Consider the following 24462-nt stretch of genomic DNA (forward strand, 5'->3'; position numbering starts at 1 on the left):
TGGCCGATAGTACCAACGTTGACGTGCGGTTTGGAACGTTCAAATTTTTCTTTAGACATCGCTTGTCCCTCTAAGACACGGATAAATCGGTGATATCACCACATCAACCAGGCATTGCCTGAACTGTTGAATTTTAACGCACAGAGAAGAATCAGGGAGGGAGATTTAGAAGTGGTGCTGATACCCAGAGTCGAACTGGGGACCTCACCCTTACCAAGGGTGCGCTCTACCAACTGAGCCATATCAGCACGGCTTGGAGCGGGCAGCGGGAATCGAACCCGCATCATCAGCTTGGAAGGCTGAGGTAATAGCCATTATACGATGCCCGCATCCTGGAACTCGGCTACCTGTTCTGTCTGTAGCTTGTGAACAACAGAAACGCTTTTCTGCTCTTCGAGTCAACCCGCATTTGCTTGATGACTCCGACTGTGCTTGAGCTCAGTCTAAAATCTGTTGATGAACGCTGTTGCTTTCATCTGGCTTCAGCCATTAAACGTCAGGACTGAATAGGTGCTTCTGTACAGGAAGGATTCACGTCACTGCGTTCCGTGCCCTTCGGTTCAAACCTTCGAGGTCGAAGCTTCTCGTCCTTCCCCGTGGGGAAGCTGAAAAACTCTGCCTCTCATTAACATCGCGAACGATATTAATGGTGGTGGGGGAAGGATTAAGTCACACTGTTCCTTGCCCTGCCGGGTCAAACCTTCGAGGTCGAAGCTTCTCATCCTTCCCCGTGGGGAATCTGGAAGTTTCTGCCTCTCATTAACATCGCGAACGATATTAATGGTGGTGGGGGAAGGATTCGAACCTTCGAAGTCGATGACGGCAGATTTACAGTCTGCTCCCTTTGGCCGCTCGGGAACCCCACCTGGGGTACTTGATGGTGCCGGCTACCGGAATCGAACTGGTGACCTACTGATTACAAGTCAGTTGCTCTACCAACTGAGCTAAGCCGGCATCAAGTGGTGCGCATTCTAGGAAGTGTGGCGGCGGGATGCAACAAAAAAATTGCGATAAAAGTTCTTATGGCTGTTATTTGTGCAATTCTTCGCAAAATCTTGCTGCCCGTCAACGGAACCGTACAAAGAAGCGACGATATTGCTATTTTTTAGCCAGCGCAAAAGCGGCGATTTCTTTCTCTGTTTGTCCAGCAGCATTCCCCTGGCGCCTGCGCAAAGCGAATCGGCTGCTGTTTTCGCTGTCGTTTTCATAAAGCGCGCGTTTATTTTTCAATAAATGCGGCCGCCGTTACGTTTGCGTTGGTCGTTTTTATTTTTCCTTCTGATTCCGCCCCGTCTGGTGTTAACCTCCTGCCCATTGTTTTCTGAAATTTACCTTAGTTACGCGAGCGGCAGCAGCGGACAGCGTCTTCTCTGCGCACGCCACAACAGGCAAGTTCTTGCTGGCAGAAGCATGTATATGAGTAAAAAAGAATCCTTGTTGACCACACCCTATCTGCAATTTAACCGTTCGCAATGGGCCGCGCTGCGTGATTCCGTGCCGATGACCCTGAGCAAAGAAGAAATTGCCCGGCTCGAGGGGATAAACGAAGATCTTTCTCTTAATGAGGTCGCGGAGATCTATCTGCCGTTATCGCGTCTGCTTAACTTCTATATCAATTCCGATTTACGCCGTCAGGCGGTGCTGGAGCAGTTCCTGGGCACCAATGGCCAGAAGATCCCCTATATCATCAGTATCGCCGGCAGCGTGGCCGTAGGGAAAAGCACCACGGCTCGCGTGTTGCAGGCGCTGCTGAGCCGCTGGCCGGAGCATCGTCGCGTCGAGCTGATTACCACGGACGGGTTTTTGCACCCCAACGAGGTGTTAAAAGAGCGCGGCCTGATGAAGAAAAAGGGCTTTCCGCAATCTTACGATATGCATCGCCTGGTGAATTTCGTCTCCGCCCTCAAGTCTGGTGCCGCTCAGGTCACCGCACCGGTCTATTCGCATTTGATCTACGATGTTATTCCTGACGGCGACAAGGTCGTGCAGCAGCCGGATATTTTGATCCTGGAAGGGCTGAACGTGCTGCAAAGCGGTATGGATTACCCGCACGATCCGCATCACGTTTTTGTTTCCGATTTCGTCGACTTCTCTATCTATGTGGACGCGCCGGAAGATCTGCTGCGCCACTGGTACATTAATCGCTTCCTGAAGTTCCGTCAGGGCGCGTTTACCGATCCGGATTCCTACTTCCATCACTACGCAAAGCTGCCTGAAGACGAGGCCGTAGGCATCGCCACGCAGCTGTGGGAGGAGATTAATCTGATGAATCTGAAAGAGAATATCCTGCCGACTCGCGAAAGAGCCAGCCTGATCATGACCAAAAGCACCGACCATGCGGTCGATCTGGTACGGCTCAGAAAATAGCCTGCCAGACGGCGCCACGGAAGGCGCCAAAGCATTTACCGACGTCCCGCCAGCCAGATAGCGTAAGCCTCATCCCAGATAGCCGCAGGCGTCCCCGCCCTTCCCAGACCAAAACCATGTCCGCCTCGCGTAATTTTGATCTGTTCGACCGGCACGCCCATGCGCCGACAGGCGTCGTGCATGATCTGCGTGTTGTGCGGATTTGAGGTGCGATCGTCGTCCGCCTGGGCCAGAAAGGTAGGTGGGAAGCTACGCGTAACGTAATTTTCCACCGACCAGCCCGCCTCATCCGCTGGCGAAGCGTTTTTTCCGACGATTTCGCTGTGAGTACGCGTATGGGTGTAAGGCGCTTCCAGCGTGATCACCGGATAAATCAGGGCAACGCTGTCCGCGACCGGCGCAATCTGATCCAGCGTATCCTGCGGCGCATAGGTCACGAAACCAGGCCGCGCCGCCGACATGCCCATCAGGTGGCCGCCAGCGGAAAAGCCCAGCAGATGTACTTTCCGCTCCATCGAGCGCACCAGCCTGATTGCGCGCTGTGCATCCTGAAAGGGCGCGAGCCGTCCCGCGTGCCATTTTTCGTGCGGCAGCCGATAGCTCAGCACGTAGGCCGTATAGCCACGGGCATTCAGCCAGCGCGCCACCGGCCAGGCTTCGCCGCCCATGCCGATCCAGCGATAGCCGCCGCCCGCCGCGATCAGTACCGCCGAGCCGTTAGGCTCCTGCGGCTGAAAGCGCTGAATAGCGGGACTGACGATATTCGACCAGGCGCCGCTGGCGGACACATGCAGATTGCCGCCCGGCCCGCCCCCGCCCGGCGGCTCGTCAGGCCACAGGGGAATAATGTCTTCTCTGGCAAATAGTTTTCCGGCGGTCATCGCCAACATGGCTGCGCCGGTGCCCATTATTAACCGGCGTCGACTAATCATCTGACATGGTTTTCCTTGGTAACATAAACGCGCCGCGCTCCGTGCCGACGCAGCGCTCTTCGCTAAGACATGCAAAGCGGAGGCCAGAAACGGGCAGGCAGAAGGAGGCGAAGCGGACGAATAATTCTTTATCGGCAAGAAGAACCGCTTTTTTATGCGATTTGCCGGTCGGGAGGCAAGTGAAATTCGCGGCGGGCGCTAAATAACGGCAGGATTGCCCGGAGCCGCTCCGGGCAAAGCGCAATCAGTGCAGGGCGTTTTTATCTTTACGGGACATCGCGTCCAGATAGCCCATCACAAAGGCGGACAGCACAAACGTCAGATGAATAATGACGTACCACATCAGCTTGTTATCAGGAATATTGCGCGCATCCATAAACACGCGCAGCAGATGAATAGAAGAGATCGCCACAATAGAGGCCGCCACTTTATTCTTCAGCGAGCCGGAATCCATTTTCCCCAGCCAGCTCAGCTTTTCTTTGTGCTCGGAGATATCCAGCCTGGAAACGAAGTTTTCATAGCCGGAGAGCATCACCATCACCAGCAGGCCGCCAACCAGCGTCAGGTCAATCATCGATAGCAGCACCAGCACCAGATCGTTTTCCGCCATAGCCAGCACGTTGGGCAGCAGATGAAAAACTTCCTGGAAGAACTTGATCGCCAGCGCCAGCAGGCCCAGCGACAGCCCGAGATAAATAGGTGCCAGCAGCCAGCGCGAGGCGTAAATAAGATTTTCAGTAAGACGTTCCATAGCATTCCATAAGCAGGTTAACACGAGCGGTAGTATACCTGATGGAATGTTAAATTTTTCACGGCACAGGCCTGCACCGGGGGAATTTTACGGATTTACTCCGTTGGCTCGGTCAGCATGCCTGCCGAGGCGGGTTCAAGTACCCGGCGCGCCTGCCGGTCAATACTGCCGATGCCCAGCGCCAGTTCATCGCCGGCCCGGACAAGCGGTAAGCAAAAACCCGGCTCGCACGCCGTGGTCGTCTGAACGCCCGCTGGCCGAGCGGGAACGGCAGCAAAACCGGTCCCGCTTATCGCCAACGCGATAAGAAAAGCATATTTTTTCATAGGGTATTTATTCAGAGATGCGCGAAGTTAGTGCAGCTCGCGATGCTGATTACGATAATCTCTCGGCGTCACGTTAAAGTGTTTTTTAAAGACGCGCTGAAAACACTGCTGGGACGAGAATCCCAAATCCATAGAGATGGTCATGATGGTTTTATGGGAGGTCACCAGGCTTTTTGCCGCCTCGTCCAGGCGACGATAGCGAATAAAGCTGCCCAGGGTCATGCCTTTTTTCTCTTTAAAAGCGCGTTGTAAGTGCCATTTAGAATAACCGGAGCGCGCGGCTACGGCCTCAATATTCAGTCCATCGTCCAGATGCGCTTCAATCCAGTCGATAATCACGTCTACGATTTCACCTTTCACTGACTTTCTCCTGCAGCGGCATCCTGCATATGACGCCGCCATTCCACGATGTAATATTATATCTATATGTTTTTATTAGTTAAATTTTGATATGCAACAAAAGGAATAACTTATCAAAATTTGGCGGAAGGATATAAAGAAGTGTAAAATAGTTCAAATAGATAATTTTAATGTTCGTTAATAGATAGTCTCTATAGAGGTAGCCATGCTGGATCTCAACCTGGTACGCGTTTTTACCGCTATCTATGAAACCCGCAGCGTCAGCGGCGCTGCCGATCGCCTGTTTATTACGCAGCCTTCCGCCAGCTACGCGCTCGCCCGTCTGCGCAGCGAAACCAACGACGAGCTGTTCAAGCGCAGCCGGAAAGGCATGGAGCCGACGCCGACCGCGATGCAGCTCTATAAGGTGTTTAAAAAGTCGCTGACCGGCATAGAAAAAGCCGTGGCGGAAACCCGCATCTTCTCGCCGGAAACCTCGCGCTATAAGTTCCGCCTGGCGCTGACGGACCTGGGCGAGCTGCTGCTGCTGCCCAAGCTGATTACGCTTTTCCGCAGCGTGGCGCCGCATATCCAGCTGGAGGTGATCCCGGTCGACGTGCACAAGCTGGATGAATGGCTGCTGACGGGCCGTATCGACGCGGCGCTGTGCAGCCGCAATGAGTCGGTTTCCTCCGCGCAGCGCGAGCTGATGGCCTATGAACGCTATGTCTGTCTGCTCAACGTTGACCATCCGCGAATTAAAGAGAGCCTGTCGCTGGATGAGTATATGCAGGAACGCCATGTCGTGGTCGCTGCCACCAGCGGTCACCACATTGTGGAAGATCGGCTGAAAGAGTTTGAGCTGGAACGCGAAATCGCGCTGGAAGTGCCGCACTTCGCCGCGCTGGGCGAGCTGATTGCCTCCAGCGATTTGCTGGTAACGCTGCCTTCCAGCGCCGCCAGGATCTACGCACGTCGCGGCAACGGCCGGATGCTGGAGCTGCCATTCCACGTGCCGAATCAGGAAGTTTTCCTCTATGCGCACACCGAAATCGGCGATATCACGGCAAAAACCTGGTTCTACAACGTGCTGCGCATCGCCGGGCCGACCATGATCGATCCCTGAGATACCGCGTCCTATAGAAGAGAGCGCGCAAAGAAAACCAGACCCAGTGCACGTTCCAGGAAAGCCGTGCGGCAAGCGCGGCGGATAACGTGCGGAATGTGAAGCGCTTCAAGCCACCTTGTGCATCTTTCTGAATGTATCGCAAAAATTTCCCGTTAATCCCGACAACAGCACAATGACCCGCCTGAAAAGCGCCTCCTATAGTTGATTAAAACGCCCGCGGGCCGTTTTCCTTTCTCTCCTGCCGCTGCGGCAAGCTTCGTCATCTCTGCGCCTGTATTCAGAGCGACAATAAATAAGGGTAAGCACTATGACTGCTAAAAACGGATCGCACGTGCGCGTGTGGATATTAATGCTGATACTGTTTCTTTCCGTTATCGCCTATGCGGATCGCTCTATTTTGTCGATTGCGGGCGGCGCGATTAAAGATGAGTTTGGCCTCTCGCCCATCCAGCTTGGCTTTATCCTGTCGGCGTTCAGCTGGGCCTATGTAATAGGACAGATCCCCGGCGGCCTGTTTCTGGATCGCTTCGGCACCAAAAGAGTGTACGGCGTGACGCTGGTGCTCTGGTCTATCTCCACGCTGGCGATGGGCTTTGTCGGCGAATTCTCTACGGGCCTGACCAGCGCGCTGGTGATCATGTTCACGCTGCGTTTCGCGCTGGGGCTGATCGAGGCACCCAGCTTTCCGGCCAACGCCCGCGTCGCCATTATGTGGTTTCCAAAAGCCGAACGCGGCCGCGCCTCATCGCTGTTCGCCTCCTCGCAGTATTTTGCGGTCGGCATCTTTTCGCCCCTTTCCGGCTGGCTGGTATCCGAATTCGGCTGGCCGTGGCCCTTCTTTGTGCTGGGCGTTATCGGCATCGGGGCCTTCTTCGTCTGGCTTTGGTATATGCAGGAGCCGCGCGCGCACCGCAGCGTGTCGCCGCAGGAGCTGGATCATATCGCCGCGGGCGGCGGCCTGATCGATATCGACTCGGTACAGGAGCGTAAGGAGAAAACCCCCGTTTCCCGCGAGACCTTCCGCAGGCTGCTGACTAACCGGATGCTGTGGTGCGCCTATATCGGTCAGTACTGCATCATCGCGCTGAGCTATTTCTTTATTACCTGGTTCCCTGTCTATCTGGTGCAGGCGCGCGGCATGGATATCCTGCACGCCGGTTTCGCCACCGTGGCGCCAGCGCTGTTCGGCTTTGCGGGCGGGATTTCCGGCGGCATTATTTCCGATTACCTGATCCGCATCGGCTGGTCGGTCTCCTGGGCGCGCAAAACGCCTTACATTGTCGGGATGCTGATGGCCGCGACGCTGATGGCCGCCGCCGTCGCCAACAGCAACTTTTGGGTCATCGCCATTATGTCCTTTGCTTTTTACGGCAAGGGCGTGGCGGCCGGAGCGGGTACCTGGGCGGTGATCAGCGACACCGCGCCGAAGGAAGCGGTTGGCCTGGCGGGCGCTATTTTTAACTGCGTCGGTAATATCGCCGGCATTATCACGCCGATCATGTTCGGTTACCTGGTTGCGCTGACCGGCAGCTACAGCCTGGGCCTGGTGTTTGTCGGCGCGCACTGTATCGTTGCCGCCTGCTGCTTCCTGTTTGTGATGGGGCCGATTGAACGCGTCGGTGGCGAAACGCCGGAAGACAACACTTATCCGACCGGCGCTGCTCCCGTGGTGCGCAGGCTTTAGCGGCCCGTGCGGGAAGACGTTGATCTTCGCACGCAAAACCTTCACTTTAGCGTCATGGTTAATCGGGCAGCGCACCTGCCCGCATCAAGACGGAGTGCCCCTATGTCGCTAACCCTTCTGACGCAGTTGGCCGATCTTCCCGCCAGTCAGTGGGATGCCCTACTGCCGGACGATCAGCCTTTTCTCCGTCACGCCTTTCTCAGCACGCTGGAAGAGAGCGGCAGCCTGGGAAAAGGCACCGGCTGGCAGCCGGAGCACCTGGTGTGGGAAGAACAGGGCGTAATCCGCGCCGCGCTGCCGGGCTACCGCAAAAGCCATTCAATGGGCGAATACGTTTTCGATCACGCCTGGGCGGACGCCTGCCAGCGCGCCGGTCTGCCCTACTACCCTAAGTGGCTGGCCGCCGTGCCGTTCAGCCCCGTGACCGGCGCAAGACTGTTAGGCGACAGCGCCTTTGCGGCAAAGCTGCTGCATCACGTGCCCGATTTCCTGCATCAGCGCCAGTTGCACAGCGCCCATATCAACTTTGGCGATGCGCAAACCCGCGAGCTGGTGGCGGCGGAAGCACGCTGGCTGCCGCGTCTTGGCTGCCAGTATCACTGGCGCAACCCCGGCTACCGCGATTTCCAGGACTTTCTGGATACGCTGATGTCGCGCAAGCGCAAGCAGATACGCAAAGAGCGCGAGCTGGTCGCCAGCCAGGGGTTTACGTTCGAGTGGCTGGCCGGTCATCAGCTCAGCGAAGCGCACTGGGACTTTGTCTACGCCTGCTACGCCAATACCTACGCGGTGCGCGGCCAGCGCCCCTATCTCACCCGCCTTTTCTTCAGCCTGCTGGCGGAGAAAATGCCGCAGGCCATTCGCGTGGTGCTGGCAACGCAAAACGGCATGGCCGTCGCGATGGCTTTCAGCCTGATGGACGGCGAAACGCTTTACGGTCGCTACTGGGGCTGCCTGGAAGAGTTTAACCGGCTGCATTTTGAAACCTGTTTTTATCAGGGGATGGATTACGCCATCGCGCACGGGCTGAAGCGCTTTGACGCAGGCGCGCAGGGCGAACACAAGCTGGTGCGGGGTTTTGAGCCGGTGATCACCGAATCCTGGCACTATCTGCGGCATGAAGGCTTATTCGAGGCGGTAGCGGACTACCTGAATCAGGAAAGGCCCGGCGTGCAGGCGTGGGCGTTGGAAGCCCGCGCATCGCTGCCTTATCGCCGCGACGGAGAATAACGGGCAGCCTGGACGCTGCCCGCTGATTGATTAATCCTCGCCGACGAAGCCGCCCGTCTGATGTCGCCACAGGCGGGCATACAGCCCATCCAGCGCCAGCAGCTCGCTGTGGCTGCCCATCTCGGCGATGCGCCCTTCCTGCAATACCACCAGTCTGTCCATTTTGGCGATAGTGGAAAGACGGTGCGCGATGGCAATCACCGTTTTGCCGCCCATCAGCGTCTCCAGACTCTCCTGGATCGCTGCTTCCACTTCGGAATCCAGCGCGGAGGTCGCCTCATCCATAATCAGGATCGGCGCGTCCTTCAGCAAGACCCTGGCGATAGCGATACGCTGGCGCTGGCCGCCGGAAAGCTTCACGCCGCGCTCGCCGACCTGCGCATCCAGTCCGACGCGGCCCTGCGGATCGGAGAGCAGCGGGATAAACTCGTCGGCCTTCGCACGATGGATCGCCTGCTGCAACTGTTCTTCTGTCGCATCGGGTCGGCCGTACAGCAAGTTATCGCGAATTGAACGGTGCAGCAGCGAGGTATCCTGCGTAATCATGCCGATCTGCGCCCGCAGGCTTTCCTGGCTGACGTGCGCGATATCCTGGCCGTCAATCACAATGCGGCCGCCGTCCAGGTCATACAGACGCAGCAGCAGGTTCACCAGCGTCGATTTCCCCGCGCCCGACGGGCCGATCAGGCCAATCTTTTCGCCCGGACGAATGGTCAGCTGTAGCTTGTCGATTACCCGGCGCGCGCTGCCATAGTTGAAATCGACGTTCTCATAGCGGATTTCACCCCGATCGACCTTCAGCCTCGGCGCCTGCGGCTTGTCGGCCACGCTGACCGGCTGCGCGATAGTTTGCAGGCCATCCTGCACCATACCGATGTTTTCAAAAATGCCGTTGACCACCCACATGATCCAGCCGGACATATTGACGATACGGATCACCAGCCCGGTAGCCAGCGCGATAGCACCCACGCTAATCAGCGACTGGGTCCACAGCCACAGCGCCAGGCCCGTGGTACTGACTATCAGCAGGCCATTGAGCGTGGTCACCACCACATCCATATTAGTGACCATCCGGCCCTGCTGACGCGTTTTAGCCGTTTGATCGCCGATAGCCTCACGCGCGTAGGCTCTTTCCAAATCGCTGTGCGCAAAGAGCTTTAGCGTGGTGATATTGGTGTAGCCGTCCACAATGGTGCCCATCAGCTTCGAACGCGCGTCGGATGAGGCAACGGAGCGGGATTTCACGCGCGGCACGAAATACCTCATGCTGACGACATAGCCCACAATCCACACCAGCAGCGGGATCATCAGCCGCCAGTCCGCCTCGGCGAACAGCACCAGCGAGGTAATGGCGTAAATCAGCACGTGCCAGAGCGCATCCACGGCCTGGACTGCCGAATCGCGCAGCGCGTTGCCGGTTTGCATAATGCGCTGGGCGATGCGCCCGGAAAAGTCGCTCTGGAAAAAATTCAGGCTCTGGCGCAGCACATAGTTGTGGTTTTGCCAGCGGATCATGCTGGTCATGCCGGGGTTGATCGTCTGGTGCACCAGTAGATCGTGCAGGCCGATAAAGATCGGTCTGAAAACCAGCGCCACCGCCGCCATCCAGATCAGCTCGCTGGCATGTTCGCTAAAGAAGCTGGCGGCGGGCGTCGTGTTCACCATATCAATAATGGTGCTCAAAAAGCGGAACAGCGCGACCTCAATCAGCGAAGCGATCAGCCCGATCGCCAGCAGTAAGGCAAAGCTCTGCCACACCTGGCGCAGATAGTAGACGTAAAAAGCCCAGACGCGGTTGGGCGGCGTGTCGCTGGGGGCGTCCTGAAAAATATCGATCAGTTTCTCAAAGCGGCGATACAGCATAGCTAGCTCACTTTTACAGCCAAAAAACTGATAGTAGTGCATTTTCTTCTGTTATGACGAACGCGGCGCAGGTTGCGGCTTGATTAGGAAACGATCGTTCTCTATTATGAAGTGATGAAAACCTCTTCTTTACGTCAGCCGGGACGCCCGCGCGAATTCGATGCCGATCTTGCTCTGGACGGCGCTATAGCGCTGTTCAGCGAGCAGGGCTACGCCGGGACTTCCATCAGCGAGCTGGCCCGTGCGATGCAGGTCACGCCCGGCAGCCTGTATAAAGCTTTCGCCGACAAGCAGGCGATTTTCCTGGCCGCGCTGACCCGCTACCAGCAGCTGCGCGGCGAGGCGCTGAACCGTCGCCTTGCGGACGCGCCCAACGGGCGGGCCAGGGTGGAGGCGCTGTTGCACCACTACAGCGAAAGCAGCGTGGGCGAAACCGGGCGGCGCGGCTGTCTGGTGGTGAGCTGCGCCGTCGAGCTGGCGACGCGCAACGACGAGCTGGCGCGCCGTATCACGCAATCGCTGGGGGCCAACGAGGCGCGCTTTGAAGAGTTTTTGCGCCAGGGTCAGCAGGATGGCTCTGTTTCTCCCGATCTTAACGTACCGGCTACGGCAGCCATGCTGCTGTGCCTGACGCAGGGAATGCGCGTGCTGGGAAAAACCGGCCGTACCACAGAAGAGATGGCGCAGCTGGTCGATAACGCCCTGACGCTGCTCGGCTGATATTTCGCTTTTGCGCGCGGCCTGGCGCCGCGCGCCCAACAGACCAAATTACATTCAATTTGGAAACGATCATACCCAAACCGCAGAGGCAACCATGCTTATCTCTACCAACACTGAGGCCGACCGTCAGGCCATTGCCGCCTTTCAAACCGCAACTTTCTGGCAGCAGTTCCGCCAGGAGTACGTTGAGGTCAACGGTATTCGTCTTCATTACGTCACGGGCGGCTGCGGCGAACCCGTGCTGCTGCTGCCCGGCTGGCCGCAAAGCTGGTACGCCTGGCGCTACGTGATGCCGCTGCTGGTCGCTGCGGGCCGCCGCGTGATTGCGGTCGATCCGCGTGGTCTGGGCGACTCGGCCCATCCCGCCGACGGCTATGATATGACCACCACCGCTAACGATATTCATCAGCTGATCGCCACGCTGAAGCTGAACGAGTCTGGCCCGATAGATGTAGTCTGCCACGATATCGGCAGCTGGATAGGCTATGCGCTGGCGGCCGACTGGCCGGAAGATGTGAAACGGCTGGCGCTGTTCGACGCCGCGCTGCCGGGCATCTCGCCGCCGCCGCCGTCCGGCATTCCCACTGACGAAGCCAATGTGAAGAGCTGGCACTTTGCTTTCAATCGACTGAACGATTTGCCGGAAATCCTGTTTACGGGCCGCGAACGCGAGCTGATTAGCTGGCTGTTTGCGGCCAAATCCCTGAAGAGCTGGAGTATCACGCCAGCCGATCTGGAAGAGTATGTCCGCGTTAACCAGCTTCCCGGCGCGCTGCGTTCGGCGCTGAGCTACTACCGCACCGGCTTTTCACCGGCCTCGCTGGCGGCCGCACGGCAGCGGGCGGAGAAAAAATTATTGATGCCGGTTTTGGCCGTTGGGGCGGAAGGCAGCGTGGGCGATACCCTGCTGAAGACGCTGCAACAGCTGGCGGTTGAGGTAAAAGGCGGCGTTATCGCCGGCGTGGGTCATTACATTCCGGAAGAGGCGCCCGCAACGCTGGCTGGCCTGCTGGCCGATTTTTTTATACCCTCTGGTAGCCCGACAGACGGTCGGTAGCAGGCCCGCACAGGAAGCGGCAGGCGACGCGCGCATAAGGACAATAACGACCGAGGCAGAGGGGCGGAGATGGAACGGCTTGATTGTGATCGTATGCTGGTGGCGGTAATGGAGCTGGGAAGCTTCGCCGCTGCCGCGGAACGCATGGGCACCAGCAGCGGGCAGGCGTCGAAACTGGTTTCTCGCCTGGAGAGCGAGCTGGGCGTCCAGCTGCTGAAACGCAGCACCCGTGCGCTTTTTCCGACAGAGATAGGCCAGGCCTATTTTGACCGCATCAAAAGCATTCTGGACGACTTCGACGCGCTGGACGCCTCGGTACGTCACGCTTCCGGCAAACCTTCAGGCCGCCTGAAGCTGACCGCGCCGCTGACTTTCGGCACCAGCAGCCTGGCGCCAGTGCTGATAGCCTTTGCCAAAGAGTACCCGGAAATTGAGCTGGACGTCAGCTTCGCCGACCGCATGGTCAATATCGTGGATGAGGGTTTCGACCTTGCGCTGCGTATTGGCAGGCTCAGCGACAGCAGCCTGATTGCACGAAGGCTGAGCGATATCCGTATTATCGTGGCGGCAAGCGAAAGCTACCTGCGCGCGCACGGCACGCCAGAGGATTTGCGTCAGCTGGCGCAGCATGACTGCATCATCGATACCAATTTTCGCGAGCCGCTGAACTGGCAGTTTCGCGACGGCAGCGAACGTATTCTGTCGGTGGCGGTAAAAGGCAGGCTGCGCTTTTCCAATGCTGAAGCCTGCCTGAGCGCCGCCGCCGCGGGGCTGGGCATTGCGCGGATGCCGACGTTTATCGCCGGAAACCAGCTGCGCAGCGGCGCGATCGTGCCGCTGTTTCGCCAGTATGAGATGCCGCCGCTCGGCCTTTACGCTGTCTATCCACCAGCGCGCCATCTGGCGCACAAGGTGCGTGCATTAACGGAATTCCTTGAAGCGCATTACGCAGGCGAGGCCGAGTGGGATCGCGGCTGGTAATTCTTTCCATTTCGGAAGGAATATCCGCGCTGAGCAAGGGATTATCATCCTCATGGGATCCGTGTAGCCTTGAGTGAAACCGTTTCCACAATGGAGAGCGGCTCAACAGGAGAAGTCCCGTGACGAAAGGATTGATTATTTTACTGCACGGCGTCGGCAGCAACGGTAAGGATCTGGCCGGACTGGGCGCGCACTGGGCGGAAGGTTTGCCTCGGGTGGCTTTCACCAGTCCCAATGCGCCCTTTCCTTTTGAACACGGCGCCGGCTATCAGTGGTTTAGCCTGAGCGGCGTCACGTCTGCTAATCGGGCGGAGCGGGTTTATCACGCGCGGGAGGCTTTCGATCGCCAAATTAGCGCTATTCTGGCAATCCACCAGATGCAGGATCGTCTGGAGAACGTGGTGCTGGTCGGCTTTTCCCAGGGCAGCATTATGGCGCTGGACGCCGTAGTTTCCGGGCGCTGGCCGGTCGCGGGCGTGGTGGCGTTTTCCGGCAGGCTGGCGTCGCCGCTGCCTTATGACATGCCGGTGAAAACGCCGGTCATGCTGATCCACGGCATGGCAGACAGCGTTATTCCCTGTGCGGAAAGCGAAGCGGCAGCCAGGCAGCTACGCGAGCTGGGCGCGGTCGTCAGCACCCAATTTGACGCGTCGGTTGGCCATACTATTTCCGCCCAGGGCGCACGCAGCGCCAGCGAATTTATCGCGACGTGTCTGGCGTAGCCGCGCCGTCGTTCAGCCGTTTCTGGTAAAACGCCAGGTTCAGCCAGCGGTCGAACTTCCAGGCGACCTCGTTCAGCGTTCCGGCCAGCGTAAAGCCTTTTTTCTCATGCAGAACAATGCTGGCGCGGTTATCCGCGTCAATACTGCCGATCATCAGATGCATCCCTTTTTCCCGCCCCTGCTCAACGATCGCGTCCAGCAGCGTTTTACCCAGTCCCTGCCCGCGAAAATCGGGGTGGATATAAATTGAATGCTCAACGGTAAACTGGCAGGCGGCGTGCACGCGAAAAGTGCCGTAGCTGGCAAAGCCCATTAGCCTGCCCGCCTCATCCTCAACGCCGATAACCGGGAAATCATGCTGCCGTTTAACGGCGAACCAGCTCTGCATACTTTCCGGCTGGCGCGGCTCGTAGTCATAGAGCGCGGTAGAATTAACAATAGCGTCGTTGAAAATGGCCAGAATAGCGGCGCTGTGGCGGTCTTCGGTGCAGGTAACGATCTTCATTGCTGGCTGACGTCCTTAATGAGTGGCGATGCGCATAAACAACGGCGGCAGATGGGCCGCTTCGGGCAAAACAGATCGGCGCGGCGGCTCAGGTGGTCAGCAGCGTATGCAGCCTCTGTAAATCTTGCTGGACCGTCGCGATCTCTTCGGCAAATTTTTCCTCGGAGGTAAAGGGCTGCCGGAAGATCGTCATCAGCACTTCCGATCCCTCTTCGTTGCCAACCACCCGCATCGGCACCACTGTCTCCTTGCCAAAACCGGTATCCACGTAGCGATCCATTACGCCATAAGGGTTGTGATCGGTGAAACGGATTTTTTTCGCGCTTTCCGCCCCGACGATTTTCCACCAGGTGCCGTCCTGCTCCAGCGTCGTTTCGCTAAGGGCGCCGATCCATTTCGGAAAATAGTCGGGTTTCCAGATGGTCTCGTAAAGATCAACCCAGTTACGGGGGATGGTCAGACTGATGGTTTGCGATGGCAGCATAGGGCCTCCTGAATTTTTATCGTCAGGGGATTTAACCATCGGCAGGTAAGGATGAAAAGGGGCGGCGGCCCGCCCTTAAAAAGATTTTAACGCTACCTTCGCCGTTTCCGCATCATAAGCGCCTTTCAGGCTGAGATCGACAGGCTGCGGCTGCCAGTTAATCAAGCCGCCTATCTCAAACAGCACCTGACCGTTTTGTCCCGGCGCCCTCTCTGTCACCGGCCGTACCAGCAGCGTTTCCGGAATAATTCTTGGCTCGAAGCGCAGCAGCGCGTTGCGGATGTTTTTCTCAATAATGTGCCAGCTATGGTGGCTGGCATATTTGCCCGTCAGCGGCGCTACGCCATAGTTAAAAACGGAGACCATTAACGCGCCGTGCCGGGCTTCATCCAGCTGTTCTTCAAGGTTCGTGCTGTTAAGCAGGCAGGAGATATCTTTTTGCACGATGGCGCGCAACTCTTTAGCGCTCACATAGCAGGCATCGTAGCTTTCACGCTTTTTTTTCGGCTCGTCGTCCAGCAGCCTTTCCAGCAGCGTAGGCGAAAAACTCTGTTTTCTTTCCATTGCCTACACCTGGCCAAAGCGGATTTCGGCCACTTCCAGCAGGGAAAATTCCCCACTATCAGTAATCAGCACCTTTCTGCCAGCGCCCGTCGCCAGCATAGCGGAAACCTGCTGCCATTCGCTAAGCAGCCCCAGCTTCTCGCTCTGTTCCGCTTCAGCGGTAAGGGGATAGCGGGCAGGCACGTAGCCGTAGTGAAACTCGCCGTCTGTTTTAATATGGGCGGGCGTCCAAATCAGATCGAGCAGATCTTCAGGTCGACGAACGTGCAGCAGCTGCAGCGAGGAAAAAGGCACCTGACGATAGCCGCCAGCGCTGATAAATTCGCAGGCTGGCCCGATACGCCCGTCGCTGTCCGCTATCCAGGCGAACCTTCCCGTTATCTCCCCGCTGCCGGCGCTTTCCGGGGCCAGAGAAAAGGCCTGCTGACGAAGCGTCTCGGCCCGTTCCGGCTCGTTTTCCGCCTGGGCTTTGTTCGCCTGATGCAGCAGCGTCATCCATTCCGGTGCGGCGGCGGTAAACAGGCCAGGGCTGCGTTTACCCGCCAGCACGTCTTCCCGCATCAGCTCGCTGAGGATCAGGTTCTTGCCCAGCTCGCACTGCTTTGGCTCGACGTCATCCAGCAGGGCCAGCGTTTGCAGCTGCATCAGCGCTTTTTCCCATCGTCCATCAAGGCAGCACAGGCCGAACAGCGCGTTGCGGCACGCGCTATCGTCAGGACGCGCTTTGACGTTCGCGGCCGCCTCCGCAATCAGATCGCTTAACGAGGTGGTTTTCAGCAGTGCGGTTAAAGATTTTGCATCATGCATAATGGGTCCATCCTGGGTTAATAAGGGCTGTCCAGCCCGGGCTTATAAAGATCGTGAAAAACCAGTTCCGGTATGGTCTGCTTCTCTTTTGAAGCGATATTCTCCGGAGCCAGCAGTTTTAAAATATCCGTTTTTTCATCATCGAAAATCAGCGGGCCGGTTGTCCCTTCAACGTTCAGCTCCGTCCAGACCTTATCAATCAGCGAAGGCGTCTGGATCAGGCATTCCGTCAACGTTTTCGCCTTCATCTCCTCCCGGACGGCCTCAAAGTAATCATCGCAGTCGGGAAGCCGGGTCAGCGTAGGGCGATCCTGGGCTACGTGGCGGTGCTGCTCGCCCCAGATAAGAAACTTTTTGTATTCTTCCTCCAGCGCTTCAAGAATGTCCGCGGCGGCTTCTGTCTCCGCCGCCGCGGCCTCGTTAAGGTAGCGATAATCGCCCATATAGTGCCCGCCGCTGGGCAAAATATCGTCCACTTCGGGCAGCGGCCTTTTCTGCAGGGGATCGCCGTCAAGCAGCATATGGCACAGCGCCTCTCCCGGCACGTCTTCATCATCCACTACGGTAAAGCCATAGTGACCCAGCTGGATCGCCGCATTAAGGCGGAGCACGCGGCGCTCGCCCTCTGCCACTCTGCCGTTATCAACCAGACAAAGCAGATCCTTACAGGTATTGAAGATGACTGGCCCGCCAGGCGAGCGGTAAAACCACAGGGCATCCGACGAACCGGCCTCGCTAAATTGCCCGTTTTGCGGATTGAAGCAGACCGGGCGTTCGACGGTATAACTTTCGCCAAGCGGAAAAGCGGGCTGATTATCGGGCCAGGTCATTAGCAGCTGCACGAGTTAACCGCCGATAGTCACGTTGCCGGAACCGGAGACAACGGCTGCGCCGCAGCCGGTGACGTCACCCAGCCGTGCTGCATTGCAGTTGTTGATAAATACGCTGCCCGATCCTGACGCGACGGGCGCGCCGCCATGAAAAGCGCACACTGCGGCGCTGATGCCTGCTGCTGCAGCGCAACAGCCGTTAGTGTGTACATTTCCCGATCCGCTTACTATTGCTCCGCCATGTGCGATTGCATCGCCAAGTCTGGCTGCGCAGCTTCCCATTTTTCACCTCATCTTGCTGTTGGGCTGATGCCAGCCCGGTTACTGATAAAACGCCTGGAACAACGACGGGCTGGCTATAACGCCGCCGGCTGATATCCCATGCGCGGTTAAACCACTGGCTCAGGACACGGTCGGCACAGGCGTGGTCCTGCCGCCCGGGGGAACGGTAGGCACCGGCGTGGGTATAGTCGGGGCTGGCGTGGGTATAGTCGGCGACGGTGCCGGGGAAGTCGGCGTTGGTACAGGCAGTGGGGGCAGCGGGAAGGGAAGAGCGGCAAACCCAAAAACGCTCAGGCTGGGCACGCCCGCGACAAAGCCGCCGCCGCCGCCGCCGCCACAGCTACAGCAGCTACAGCAATCGCCAGGATTTAAATCGACCTGTCCTCCCTGAAGCACGATATGGTTAGCGCACAGGATAATTTTACCCGCGCAAAGTGAAAGCACGCCGCCTGCCGTTAATGACATAGCGCCACCTGCAACCATGCCGATGTAGCCACCGACGGCAAGCGAGTAATACCCGCCCACGTTATTCATAAAAGCGCCGCCGACGTTAATCCCTTTCGCACCGCCTATCGACTCGGACTGCGCGCCGCCAACCGTAAAGCCCAGCGCGCCGCCGACCATTAACGAGCTGCTGCCATTTACCGTGGTGGATTCATTAACGCCAACCACTCTGTTGCTGTTAACACCGATGCTGACAGAGCGCGTCGCGCCGACGGCAAGATCGGAGTTCAGCCCGATGGTTTGCGTTTCATTACGCTTGGTCAGGCGGGACATATCGCGCTCGGCCTGTTCCCAGTACTGCTCCAGCCCTGGTTTATCCTCAAACTGGATGCCGTTAAAGTTGGTGCGTCCGCCACCTACCGTGCGGCTCACTAATCCGCTTTGCGTGGCGTTGGCAGGCAGATCCCACGGCGGCATGGTGACGTTGTTATAAAGGCTGCCGATCACCAGCGGACGATCAGGATCGCCGTTAATGAAGTCCACGATCACTTCATGACCGACGCGTGGGATATAGATCCCGCCAAAATTGTTGCCGGCCCACGCCTGGCTGACGCGGATCCAGCAGGAATCCGTTTCGCGGTTGTGCCCGTAGCGATCCCATAAAAAGCGCACTTTTATGCGGCCCCAGGTATCCGTCCAGATATCTTCGCCCGGCGGCCCTACCACTACAGCCGTCTGCGGCCCGCTGGTTTTTGGGCGCAGCGCCAGCTGAGGATGGCGATAAATCTTGGTGGTAGGCTGAACGGTGAAATGGCTTTGATAACTGAAATCTCCCATCCCCGTCACCTGGCTGACATCGCTAACGATCAGCTCGCTGGAGATGACCATATATTCCCGGTTCGCTTTCTCCAGCGGGTAATTTTGCAGCTCGAAGTTGGTGCCGCATACCACGCCCCGCAGTTCGCCGGAGCCGGATGCTCTTGATCCGATCGCGCCCCGCTCTTCCATACGGACTTTCGCCAGCTGTTCGCCGATATCTGGCCGATCGTAATCGCCGGGCCAGTGGTAAAGCTCCATGTCGTTAAAGGTGGTTTGACGAGGCTTGCTGTCGGCAGCCGATATATCCGCTCGGGATTTTGTAAAGTCGTAATCGTTGGTATACCACCGGCCGGAGGTAATGGTTTCCTGAAATTCAAAACGGGTAATATATTCCTGGCCGGCTTTAGGTTCGCTCGGCATATATTGCAGCACATGCCAGGCCTCGCTGGAAAAACGCTTGTGCGCGCCAACGTGATCCACCAGCACCAGCTTATGCTTCTGGTCTTCATGCTCAAAAAACCAGTAAATCCCCCACTCCTCCATCAGGCGCTCGATAAAATTAAAATCCGTTTCACCGTATTGCACCTGAAAATCCAGCTGGGGATAAGAACCGGTTAGCCGTTTTTCCAGCGGAAAATTATATTCCTCCAGCACCTCGTCAATAATCTCCACCACCGTTTTTTGCTGGAAGATCTTGAAGTCGGAGGTCAGCTCCGTCAGGTAAAGCCAGGGGCGAAGGATAATTTCAAAGATGGCCTGATTCGCATCCCGCCCCAGAAACCTGGCACGCTGCACCAGGCCGGAGATTTCCCGGCTGCCCGCGCCGATGCCCATCAATTCATCCAGCCCGTTGCCGTCCAGCTCTATCGACACGGTCATCTCTTTACCGATCAGTGCTTTAATATCCACGTTCGCCGCTGACTGCCAGGGAATAAGATCGCTGGCTGGCGTTTTGGCAGTTAGCTTGTAGGTATATAAAGAAGAGAACGACTCCTTGCCTTCCAGCTTCGTTAATACCAGCGCGGTTTCACCCAGCAAAAGCGGCATTGCTGAGCTGCTTAACGTTATGGTTCTTGCCATATCAACACCTAATCCTTGGTTTATATTGCACCCTAAGGGAGCGCCTCTCCCTCTCCTTTTCAGCAGATAATGTGCTGCGAATCGATAATTTTGCCGTAGCGGCTTTGCCGCCAGAGCCACGCTTTGCGATCCGTCTGGATAATTTCCGGCCAGTCCGGCCAGGGCATGCTGCCGACGCCTTTTTCCTCCGTGATGCTTCTGTCGTACTCGCTCAGCTCCGCCAACAGCAAATCCGCATGATAACTGAAGCGATAGCGCTCATTAAGCAGCCGTTCGCGAAACGGGGAGTAGCGAGACCGTAATAAATTAACCCATTTTTTCAAATATATATCTTGATTAACCACGCCATCCTGATTTTGCTGCGCCGTCATAATTCTCGCCAGCCAGAAGGCGATATGAAAATCAGACGCCAGTTCCTTTTGCAGCCATTGCACGCTGACGGCGGCGTAAATGGCCGAAAGCCCCGCCGCGCGGCTGTTGACCAATGCCCCCACGTAAAAGCGGCCTTTTTTCCGCAACGGCGGCAGAATAAAGCACCACGGGTAATGCGCCGGTAAAAGCTGTCCGGGCAGCGTCGACTGCATCGCCGGCACCACTTTTTCGGCCAGTACGGCGGCGACTTTTTTCCGCTCTCTGCCTGGCAATAACGTTCGCGCCTCTTTGCCAATAATACCGGTACGAATGGCCATATGCCGCTCCGTGCCCCACGGCTTAAAATGCGCCGGGACAGTTAAAATTTTTCAGTAAATCCACGATAAGCTCATCGTTCCAGGTCAGGCCGGTGACCTCGATTTTGACGGGCCGCTGATGCAGATTAAACAGCAGCACCGGCTGGCCGCCAAGCGAAGTCCCAATATCGTTGACGGTATCCAGCCAGCGCATCAGCGCCCAGGGACCGGTGAAGGTCAGGCCGTTTTCCTGCCCCAGAATGCGCGGCTTGGTGCTCATATTGACGACGGATTCCGCACGCGCGCCCGGCCAGTGAAAAAGTTTTGGCGTAACCGGGCCGTGCGAATACCCCATTACGCTGCCGTCAAAGTTGAGGTTAAGCTGGGTAACCGAAGGATCCAGGTAGGGAATGGAAACGGAGAAATCGATACCCGGCGTGCGGCCGCCGTTCTGGAAGAAGGCACTGCGGATCGCAGCGGCCTGCTCAAAAACATCCAGCGCGTCTGAATCCTGGCTATTAATATCGCCGCGATAGCGCCAGGGCCTTGCTGCCGTATCAACTTTGTCGGCCAGTTTTTTTTGAAAATAGTCATCCAGCACGCCGCCCGTGGCGAAAAAGCGCTCAAAGTCACGCAGGCTGACTTCCTCACTGTCATCCGCAAAAGGATAGCGGCCCTGCAAAGTGTTGCGGCACACTTCGCCCGGCCCTGAGGCGATGGTTTTATTGCTGCTGTAGACGATCTGATGATTGACCCGCCGGTAAGCGCCGTTCAGCAGCGGCGCGATAATATATTTAAAAGGGTCGGGCCAGACGGCGGACTCCGCGCTCAGCCGCTGTCCTGCGTCGGACACCGACGGCAGATTGCCGTTTTTGATCGCGCTGTCGGAGATGACCAGCAGCGTGTACTGATCGTTCAGCACGCCCATAATCTGGTGCAGCTTAGTGCCGGAAGCCGCGCCCATGCCTTTTTCGCCGCCGCCCACGAATTCACGCAGCGGCACAAAATAGTTATCCACGCCCTGACGCAGCGCTTTTTTCTCCTGAGCGGCCAGCGCCAGATTAAACTTTGAGGCGGCATCCACCAGTCGACTGTTGGATAATCCTGAGCTGCTGACACGCTGGTTTTTTAGCAGGTTATCCTGCTGATCCACGGCAAGCGTGGTTTCCCTGACGGCGCGCCTCGCCAGATTTACCAGCGGCGAGTGGGTAGAAACCAGCGTGCGCAGCATGTAGATATCAAAAGAAAGCCCGGTATTGTTCTGGTCTGCATCCTCGCTTTTCAGCCGGATGCTTTGCAAAAAAGCCTGCCATCGCCGCGTATACTCCTTCAGATAAAGCGTCATCAGGGCTTCGCGCGTCGGATCGACAATGCCCGATCCTCTGTCCACCTTCAGCGCTTTCAGGGCGCTTTGCGCCTCGCTATTGCCCATTACCCAGCTATCTTCAGCCTGTAACGCCCGCACGCTGTCGCCCAGCTTTTTTTTAAATACGTGGTGATAGCCTTCCCAGGTAAACAGTCCAGGCATCCCTTTTTCCGCCAGCGCCTCATCGGTAAGGGTAAAAATCTGACCGGCGTCCTCATCGGTCATTTTGCTTAAGGTCAGATTCTCCGGCGCTTCCGCCTGCATCTGCGCTATCACGCGTGAATAAAGTCGATTAACCGGCGTGTTGCGATTAAGTATTTCGCGCGCTTCCGCCACCAGGTTTTTATCCGGTTGCTGGCCATACTGCCGCCAGTCCGGGCGGCTGAATAACGCCTCAAGATGGGCGATAAACAGGCTCCTTTCTTCATAAGGCTGGAGCTTTCCGGCATTGTCCCACTGCCGGGCAATCTCGCTGACCAGCCATGCCCGATCGAACTGGCCCTGTCCTGCCAGCATCAGATAACGTTTAAGCGCGTTGTAAAGTGTCGCAGGATCGCGTTCATAAACGGCGCTCTGCAAAGCCTCATGCGCCTGTTGTTCGATTTGCGGAAACAGCAGCCGCTGCAGAAAATAGTGGTAAAGGCCGTCGGCATCGTGGGTTAAACGCTTGCCGACATAAAGGCCATAGCGGAAAGGAAGATCGGGATGCAACACGTCAAGGCCGTTAAATTCAGGCAGATAGTGCGCCAGATTCAGCAGCAGCGGCAGCTTGCCGGGATCCGCCGCCTGTTGATAGCTTTTGACCTCTGCTTCCAGCCTGGTCGCTTTTTCCCCGGCCGCGACAAGGTAGCCGCCGTTATGATGATAGCTGTGGTAGATCCCGCTCAGTAACCAGCAGCAGGCCGCGATGCAAAGCATATGACCAAAGAAGTTCTGGAAGCGATATTTTGACTCTACCCGTAAATTGCGCCGCACCAGATCGCCATCTTTCAGGATGATGTCGGAAAACAGGGATTTCAGAAAATAGTGCCTGCCCCAGGCAACATCCCTGACCAGAGCCTCGCTCTCACCAGTCAGCGAAGCTGGATAAGCCAACGGCACCGTCTGTCGGTTAGCAATATAGTTGCGCCACTTCTGCATCAGCGTCCCGTTATTGACCATAACGGTATCCTCAGGCTGGTGGCTGCTGACAAAGTAGATACCGCGCAGCGAGGTATAGCCCTGATTTTCATCATAGCGTGAGGCGAAGAAAATCGTCTGCGCCACTTCCGTTACGCTGTCCAGCAGCATGCGGAAATCCTGCGGCAGCACGTACATGCGCTTTCTGTCCGTATTGCTGTATTCCTCCTGTTGGCGCACCGTCATTGCCTTTTCCAGACGATTTTCCAGCAGCGCAAATTCCGCTCCGACCCGTTCGCGCAGATCGCCAATGCCGGTTTTCACCTCTTCCCCCCAGGGGAAAGTCACGCCCCATACCTGCTCGCGCTCCTGCTCGGTCAGGCTGCGGAAATATTCGGCGAACCCCATCAGCCGATCCAGTTTGGTAATCAGCATATAAACCGGAAAGCGTACCCCCAGTCTGCTGCGCATCGCCTCCAGCCTGGCGCGAACTTTCGCGGCCAGATCGTAGAGCTCCGTTTTATTTTTACCCATTACGTCGGTCACGCCGATCGCCACAATCACGCCGTTAATCGCCTCTATCGGACGATATTTTTTAATGGCCTTGATGATACCGTCCCACTCCGGCTGCTCGTCCGACGAATCAAGATATTTTCCGGCCGTGTCGATAAACAGCGCGTCATTCGCAAACCAGCACTCACAGTTACGGGTAGGCGCGCTCTCTTTGCAGACCCTGCTCAGCTGTTCCGGCAGCGGGAAATGCTGGCCCGACGATAAGATCGCCGTGGTTTTTCCCGCGCCCTGCGTCCCGATAGTCATGTACCAGGGAAGCTCGCCGTGCATTTTTCCAAATGAAAAAAACCGCTTAAGCCAGGTACCGTTTTTACGCAGCTGTCTTATATATGCCGCTGCATCACGGATAGCCGCATTAACCTCGCTGACGTCGCCATCGCTTTTAACCTCTTTGCTGCCGAAAAAAGCGTCAAGCAGCTTAGGATTGTTTTTCAGCGCCAGCAGCAGCTTCCAGCCGCCATACAGCAGCGTGACCAGCAGGATAGCGCCAATCAGGCTGGCCCTGGTGGCGATACCGCTTAGCGGATAGCTTTCACCGATCAGCAGGTAAGGCCCAATCGTCCAGACGACAACGCAGGCCGTTGCGGCCAGCAGAAGAAACGACGGTACGTTAAACCACAGCCCAATCAGACAAAGCAGCGCCAGAACAACATAAATCACGCGCGCCTCAACGCCTGCCAGCGGACGCGTGTCGCCAAAGCCCAGTAAAGGGCCGAGAAACCAAACCGCAGCGATAATCAGCATAAAAAAGGCTATGACCATCACTACTTTAAAAACGCGAAGCGAGAACATCCTGTTCAGATTAAACATGGCTAACTCA

General features: G+C 57.0%; 23 protein-coding genes, 4 tRNA genes and 1 other RNA gene. 8 read left to right on the forward strand and 20 right to left on the reverse strand.

All coding sequences use genetic code 11. From position 1 onward, the window contains the following. Positions 1-172: 172 nt before the first annotated feature. The 6 genes from QCD69_RS16595 to QCD69_RS16615 form a co-directional block, all read right to left on the reverse strand. Positions 173-248: transfer RNA gene (locus QCD69_RS16595), tRNA-Thr, on the reverse strand. Between the two features lie 6 nt (positions 249-254). Continuing rightward, positions 255-329: transfer RNA gene (locus QCD69_RS16600), tRNA-Gly, on the reverse strand. 318 nt (positions 330-647) lie between these two features. After that, positions 648-743, reverse strand: a non-coding RNA gene (locus QCD69_RS22990) — RtT sRNA. A gap of 38 nt (positions 744-781) precedes the next feature. After that, a tRNA-Tyr gene (locus QCD69_RS16605) sits at positions 782-866 on the reverse strand. 12 nt (positions 867-878) lie between these two features. After that, positions 879-954, reverse strand: a tRNA-Thr gene (locus QCD69_RS16610). A gap of 17 nt (positions 955-971) precedes the next feature. Further along, on the reverse strand, positions 972-1208 hold the full coding sequence (locus QCD69_RS16615; protein WP_253456297.1) for a hypothetical protein: 237 nt from the start codon (positions 1206-1208) through the stop codon (positions 972-974). 208 nt (positions 1209-1416) lie between these two features. On the opposite strand from QCD69_RS16615, the gene coaA reads away from it, so the two are divergent. Further along, positions 1417-2367, forward strand: coding sequence for a type I pantothenate kinase (gene coaA, locus QCD69_RS16620; RefSeq protein WP_253456300.1), 951 nt, complete (start codon positions 1417-1419; stop codon positions 2365-2367). Between the two features lie 35 nt (positions 2368-2402). Here coaA and QCD69_RS16625 read toward each other — a convergent pair whose 3' ends face one another. The 4 genes from QCD69_RS16625 to QCD69_RS16640 all read right to left on the reverse strand — a co-directional run bounded on the left by QCD69_RS16625 (position 2403) and on the right by QCD69_RS16640 (position 4736). Further along, a complete protein-coding gene (locus QCD69_RS16625) occupies positions 2403-3299 on the reverse strand; it encodes an alpha/beta hydrolase (RefSeq protein ID WP_253456303.1) in 897 nt (298 codons plus the stop codon). Positions 3300-3543: 244 nt separating this feature from the next. Further along, entirely contained in the window at positions 3544-4050 is a 507-nt protein-coding gene (locus QCD69_RS16630; protein WP_125289362.1) for a TIGR00645 family protein, read from the reverse strand. 95 nt (positions 4051-4145) lie between these two features. Beyond that, positions 4146-4376, reverse strand: coding sequence for a hypothetical protein (locus QCD69_RS16635; protein ID WP_253456306.1), 231 nt, complete (start codon positions 4374-4376; stop codon positions 4146-4148). 27 nt (positions 4377-4403) lie between these two features. Continuing rightward, on the reverse strand, positions 4404-4736 hold the full coding sequence (locus QCD69_RS16640; RefSeq protein WP_125289360.1) for a helix-turn-helix domain-containing protein: 333 nt from the start codon (positions 4734-4736) through the stop codon (positions 4404-4406). Between the two features lie 205 nt (positions 4737-4941). Between QCD69_RS16640 and QCD69_RS16645 the strand changes: the two genes are divergently transcribed. The 3 genes from QCD69_RS16645 to QCD69_RS16655 all read left to right on the forward strand — a co-directional run bounded on the left by QCD69_RS16645 (position 4942) and on the right by QCD69_RS16655 (position 8758). After that, entirely contained in the window at positions 4942-5841 is a 900-nt protein-coding gene (locus QCD69_RS16645; RefSeq protein ID WP_125289359.1) for a LysR family transcriptional regulator, read from the forward strand. Positions 5842-6151: 310 nt separating this feature from the next. Further along, a complete protein-coding gene (locus QCD69_RS16650) occupies positions 6152-7528 on the forward strand; it encodes an MFS transporter (protein WP_301252804.1) in 1377 nt (458 codons plus the stop codon). A gap of 102 nt (positions 7529-7630) precedes the next feature. Then, positions 7631-8758, forward strand: a complete 1128-nt coding sequence (locus QCD69_RS16655; protein WP_301252806.1) for a GNAT family N-acetyltransferase — start codon at positions 7631-7633, stop codon at positions 8756-8758. Positions 8759-8788: 30 nt separating this feature from the next. On the opposite strand, the gene QCD69_RS16660 is transcribed toward QCD69_RS16655, so the two are convergent. After that, complete coding sequence (locus QCD69_RS16660) at positions 8789-10621, reverse strand: ABC transporter ATP-binding protein (protein ID WP_253456315.1); 1833 nt, start codon at positions 10619-10621, stop codon at positions 8789-8791. Between the two features lie 114 nt (positions 10622-10735). Between QCD69_RS16660 and QCD69_RS16665 the strand changes: the two genes are divergently transcribed. From QCD69_RS16665 to QCD69_RS16680, 4 genes are all read left to right on the forward strand, one after another. Beyond that, the gene (locus tag QCD69_RS16665) at positions 10736-11341 is read left to right on the forward strand and encodes a TetR/AcrR family transcriptional regulator (RefSeq protein WP_301252808.1); all 606 of its coding nucleotides are present in this window, start codon (positions 10736-10738) and stop codon (positions 11339-11341) included. 94 nt (positions 11342-11435) lie between these two features. Next, positions 11436-12398, forward strand: coding sequence for an alpha/beta fold hydrolase (locus tag QCD69_RS16670; protein ID WP_301252809.1), 963 nt, complete (start codon positions 11436-11438; stop codon positions 12396-12398). Positions 12399-12467: 69 nt separating this feature from the next. Continuing rightward, the gene (locus QCD69_RS16675) at positions 12468-13379 is read left to right on the forward strand and encodes a LysR family transcriptional regulator (RefSeq protein WP_301252810.1); all 912 of its coding nucleotides are present in this window, start codon (positions 12468-12470) and stop codon (positions 13377-13379) included. Positions 13380-13498: 119 nt separating this feature from the next. Then, on the forward strand, positions 13499-14101 hold the full coding sequence (locus QCD69_RS16680; protein WP_301252811.1) for an alpha/beta hydrolase: 603 nt from the start codon (positions 13499-13501) through the stop codon (positions 14099-14101). On the opposite strand, the gene QCD69_RS16685 is transcribed toward QCD69_RS16680, so the two are convergent. The 9 genes from QCD69_RS16685 to tssM form a co-directional block, all read right to left on the reverse strand. Further along, positions 14079-14606: a GNAT family N-acetyltransferase gene (locus tag QCD69_RS16685; RefSeq protein WP_301252813.1), complete on the reverse strand. Its 528-nt coding sequence runs from the start codon at positions 14604-14606 to the stop codon at positions 14079-14081. The two genes, QCD69_RS16680 and QCD69_RS16685, sit on opposite strands and share 23 nt — an antisense overlap. Before the next feature lie 88 nt (positions 14607-14694). Then, positions 14695-15090: a polyketide cyclase gene (locus QCD69_RS16690; protein WP_253456333.1), complete on the reverse strand. Its 396-nt coding sequence runs from the start codon at positions 15088-15090 to the stop codon at positions 14695-14697. Between the two features lie 75 nt (positions 15091-15165). Next, positions 15166-15654: a type VI secretion system baseplate subunit TssE gene (locus tag QCD69_RS16695; protein ID WP_301252815.1), complete on the reverse strand. Its 489-nt coding sequence runs from the start codon at positions 15652-15654 to the stop codon at positions 15166-15168. A gap of 3 nt (positions 15655-15657) precedes the next feature. Further along, positions 15658-16461, reverse strand: coding sequence for a type VI secretion system accessory protein TagJ (locus tag QCD69_RS16700; RefSeq protein WP_301252817.1), 804 nt, complete (start codon positions 16459-16461; stop codon positions 15658-15660). A gap of 17 nt (positions 16462-16478) precedes the next feature. After that, positions 16479-17291 carry a TagK domain-containing protein gene (locus QCD69_RS16705; RefSeq protein ID WP_301252818.1) on the reverse strand — a complete coding sequence of 271 codons (813 nt, stop codon included), beginning with the start codon at positions 17289-17291 and terminating at the stop codon, positions 16479-16481. Positions 17292-17306: 15 nt separating this feature from the next. After that, positions 17307-17573, reverse strand: a complete 267-nt coding sequence (locus QCD69_RS16710) for a PAAR domain-containing protein (protein WP_253456345.1) — start codon at positions 17571-17573, stop codon at positions 17307-17309. Between the two features lie 120 nt (positions 17574-17693). Then, the gene (locus QCD69_RS16715; RefSeq protein ID WP_301252856.1) at positions 17694-19883 is read right to left on the reverse strand and encodes a type VI secretion system Vgr family protein; all 2190 of its coding nucleotides are present in this window, start codon (positions 19881-19883) and stop codon (positions 17694-17696) included. A gap of 92 nt (positions 19884-19975) precedes the next feature. Then, positions 19976-20605, reverse strand: coding sequence for a hypothetical protein (locus QCD69_RS16720; protein WP_301252819.1), 630 nt, complete (start codon positions 20603-20605; stop codon positions 19976-19978). A 22-nt stretch (positions 20606-20627) separates the two neighbouring features. Further along, complete coding sequence (tssM, locus tag QCD69_RS16725) at positions 20628-24452, reverse strand: type VI secretion system membrane subunit TssM (protein ID WP_301252820.1); 3825 nt, start codon at positions 24450-24452, stop codon at positions 20628-20630. Positions 24453-24462: the final 10 nt, after the last annotated feature.

The sequence above is a fragment of the Erwinia sp. PsM31 genome (genome assembly GCF_030433775.1).
Classification (GTDB): domain Bacteria; phylum Pseudomonadota; class Gammaproteobacteria; order Enterobacterales; family Enterobacteriaceae; genus Erwinia; species Erwinia aeris.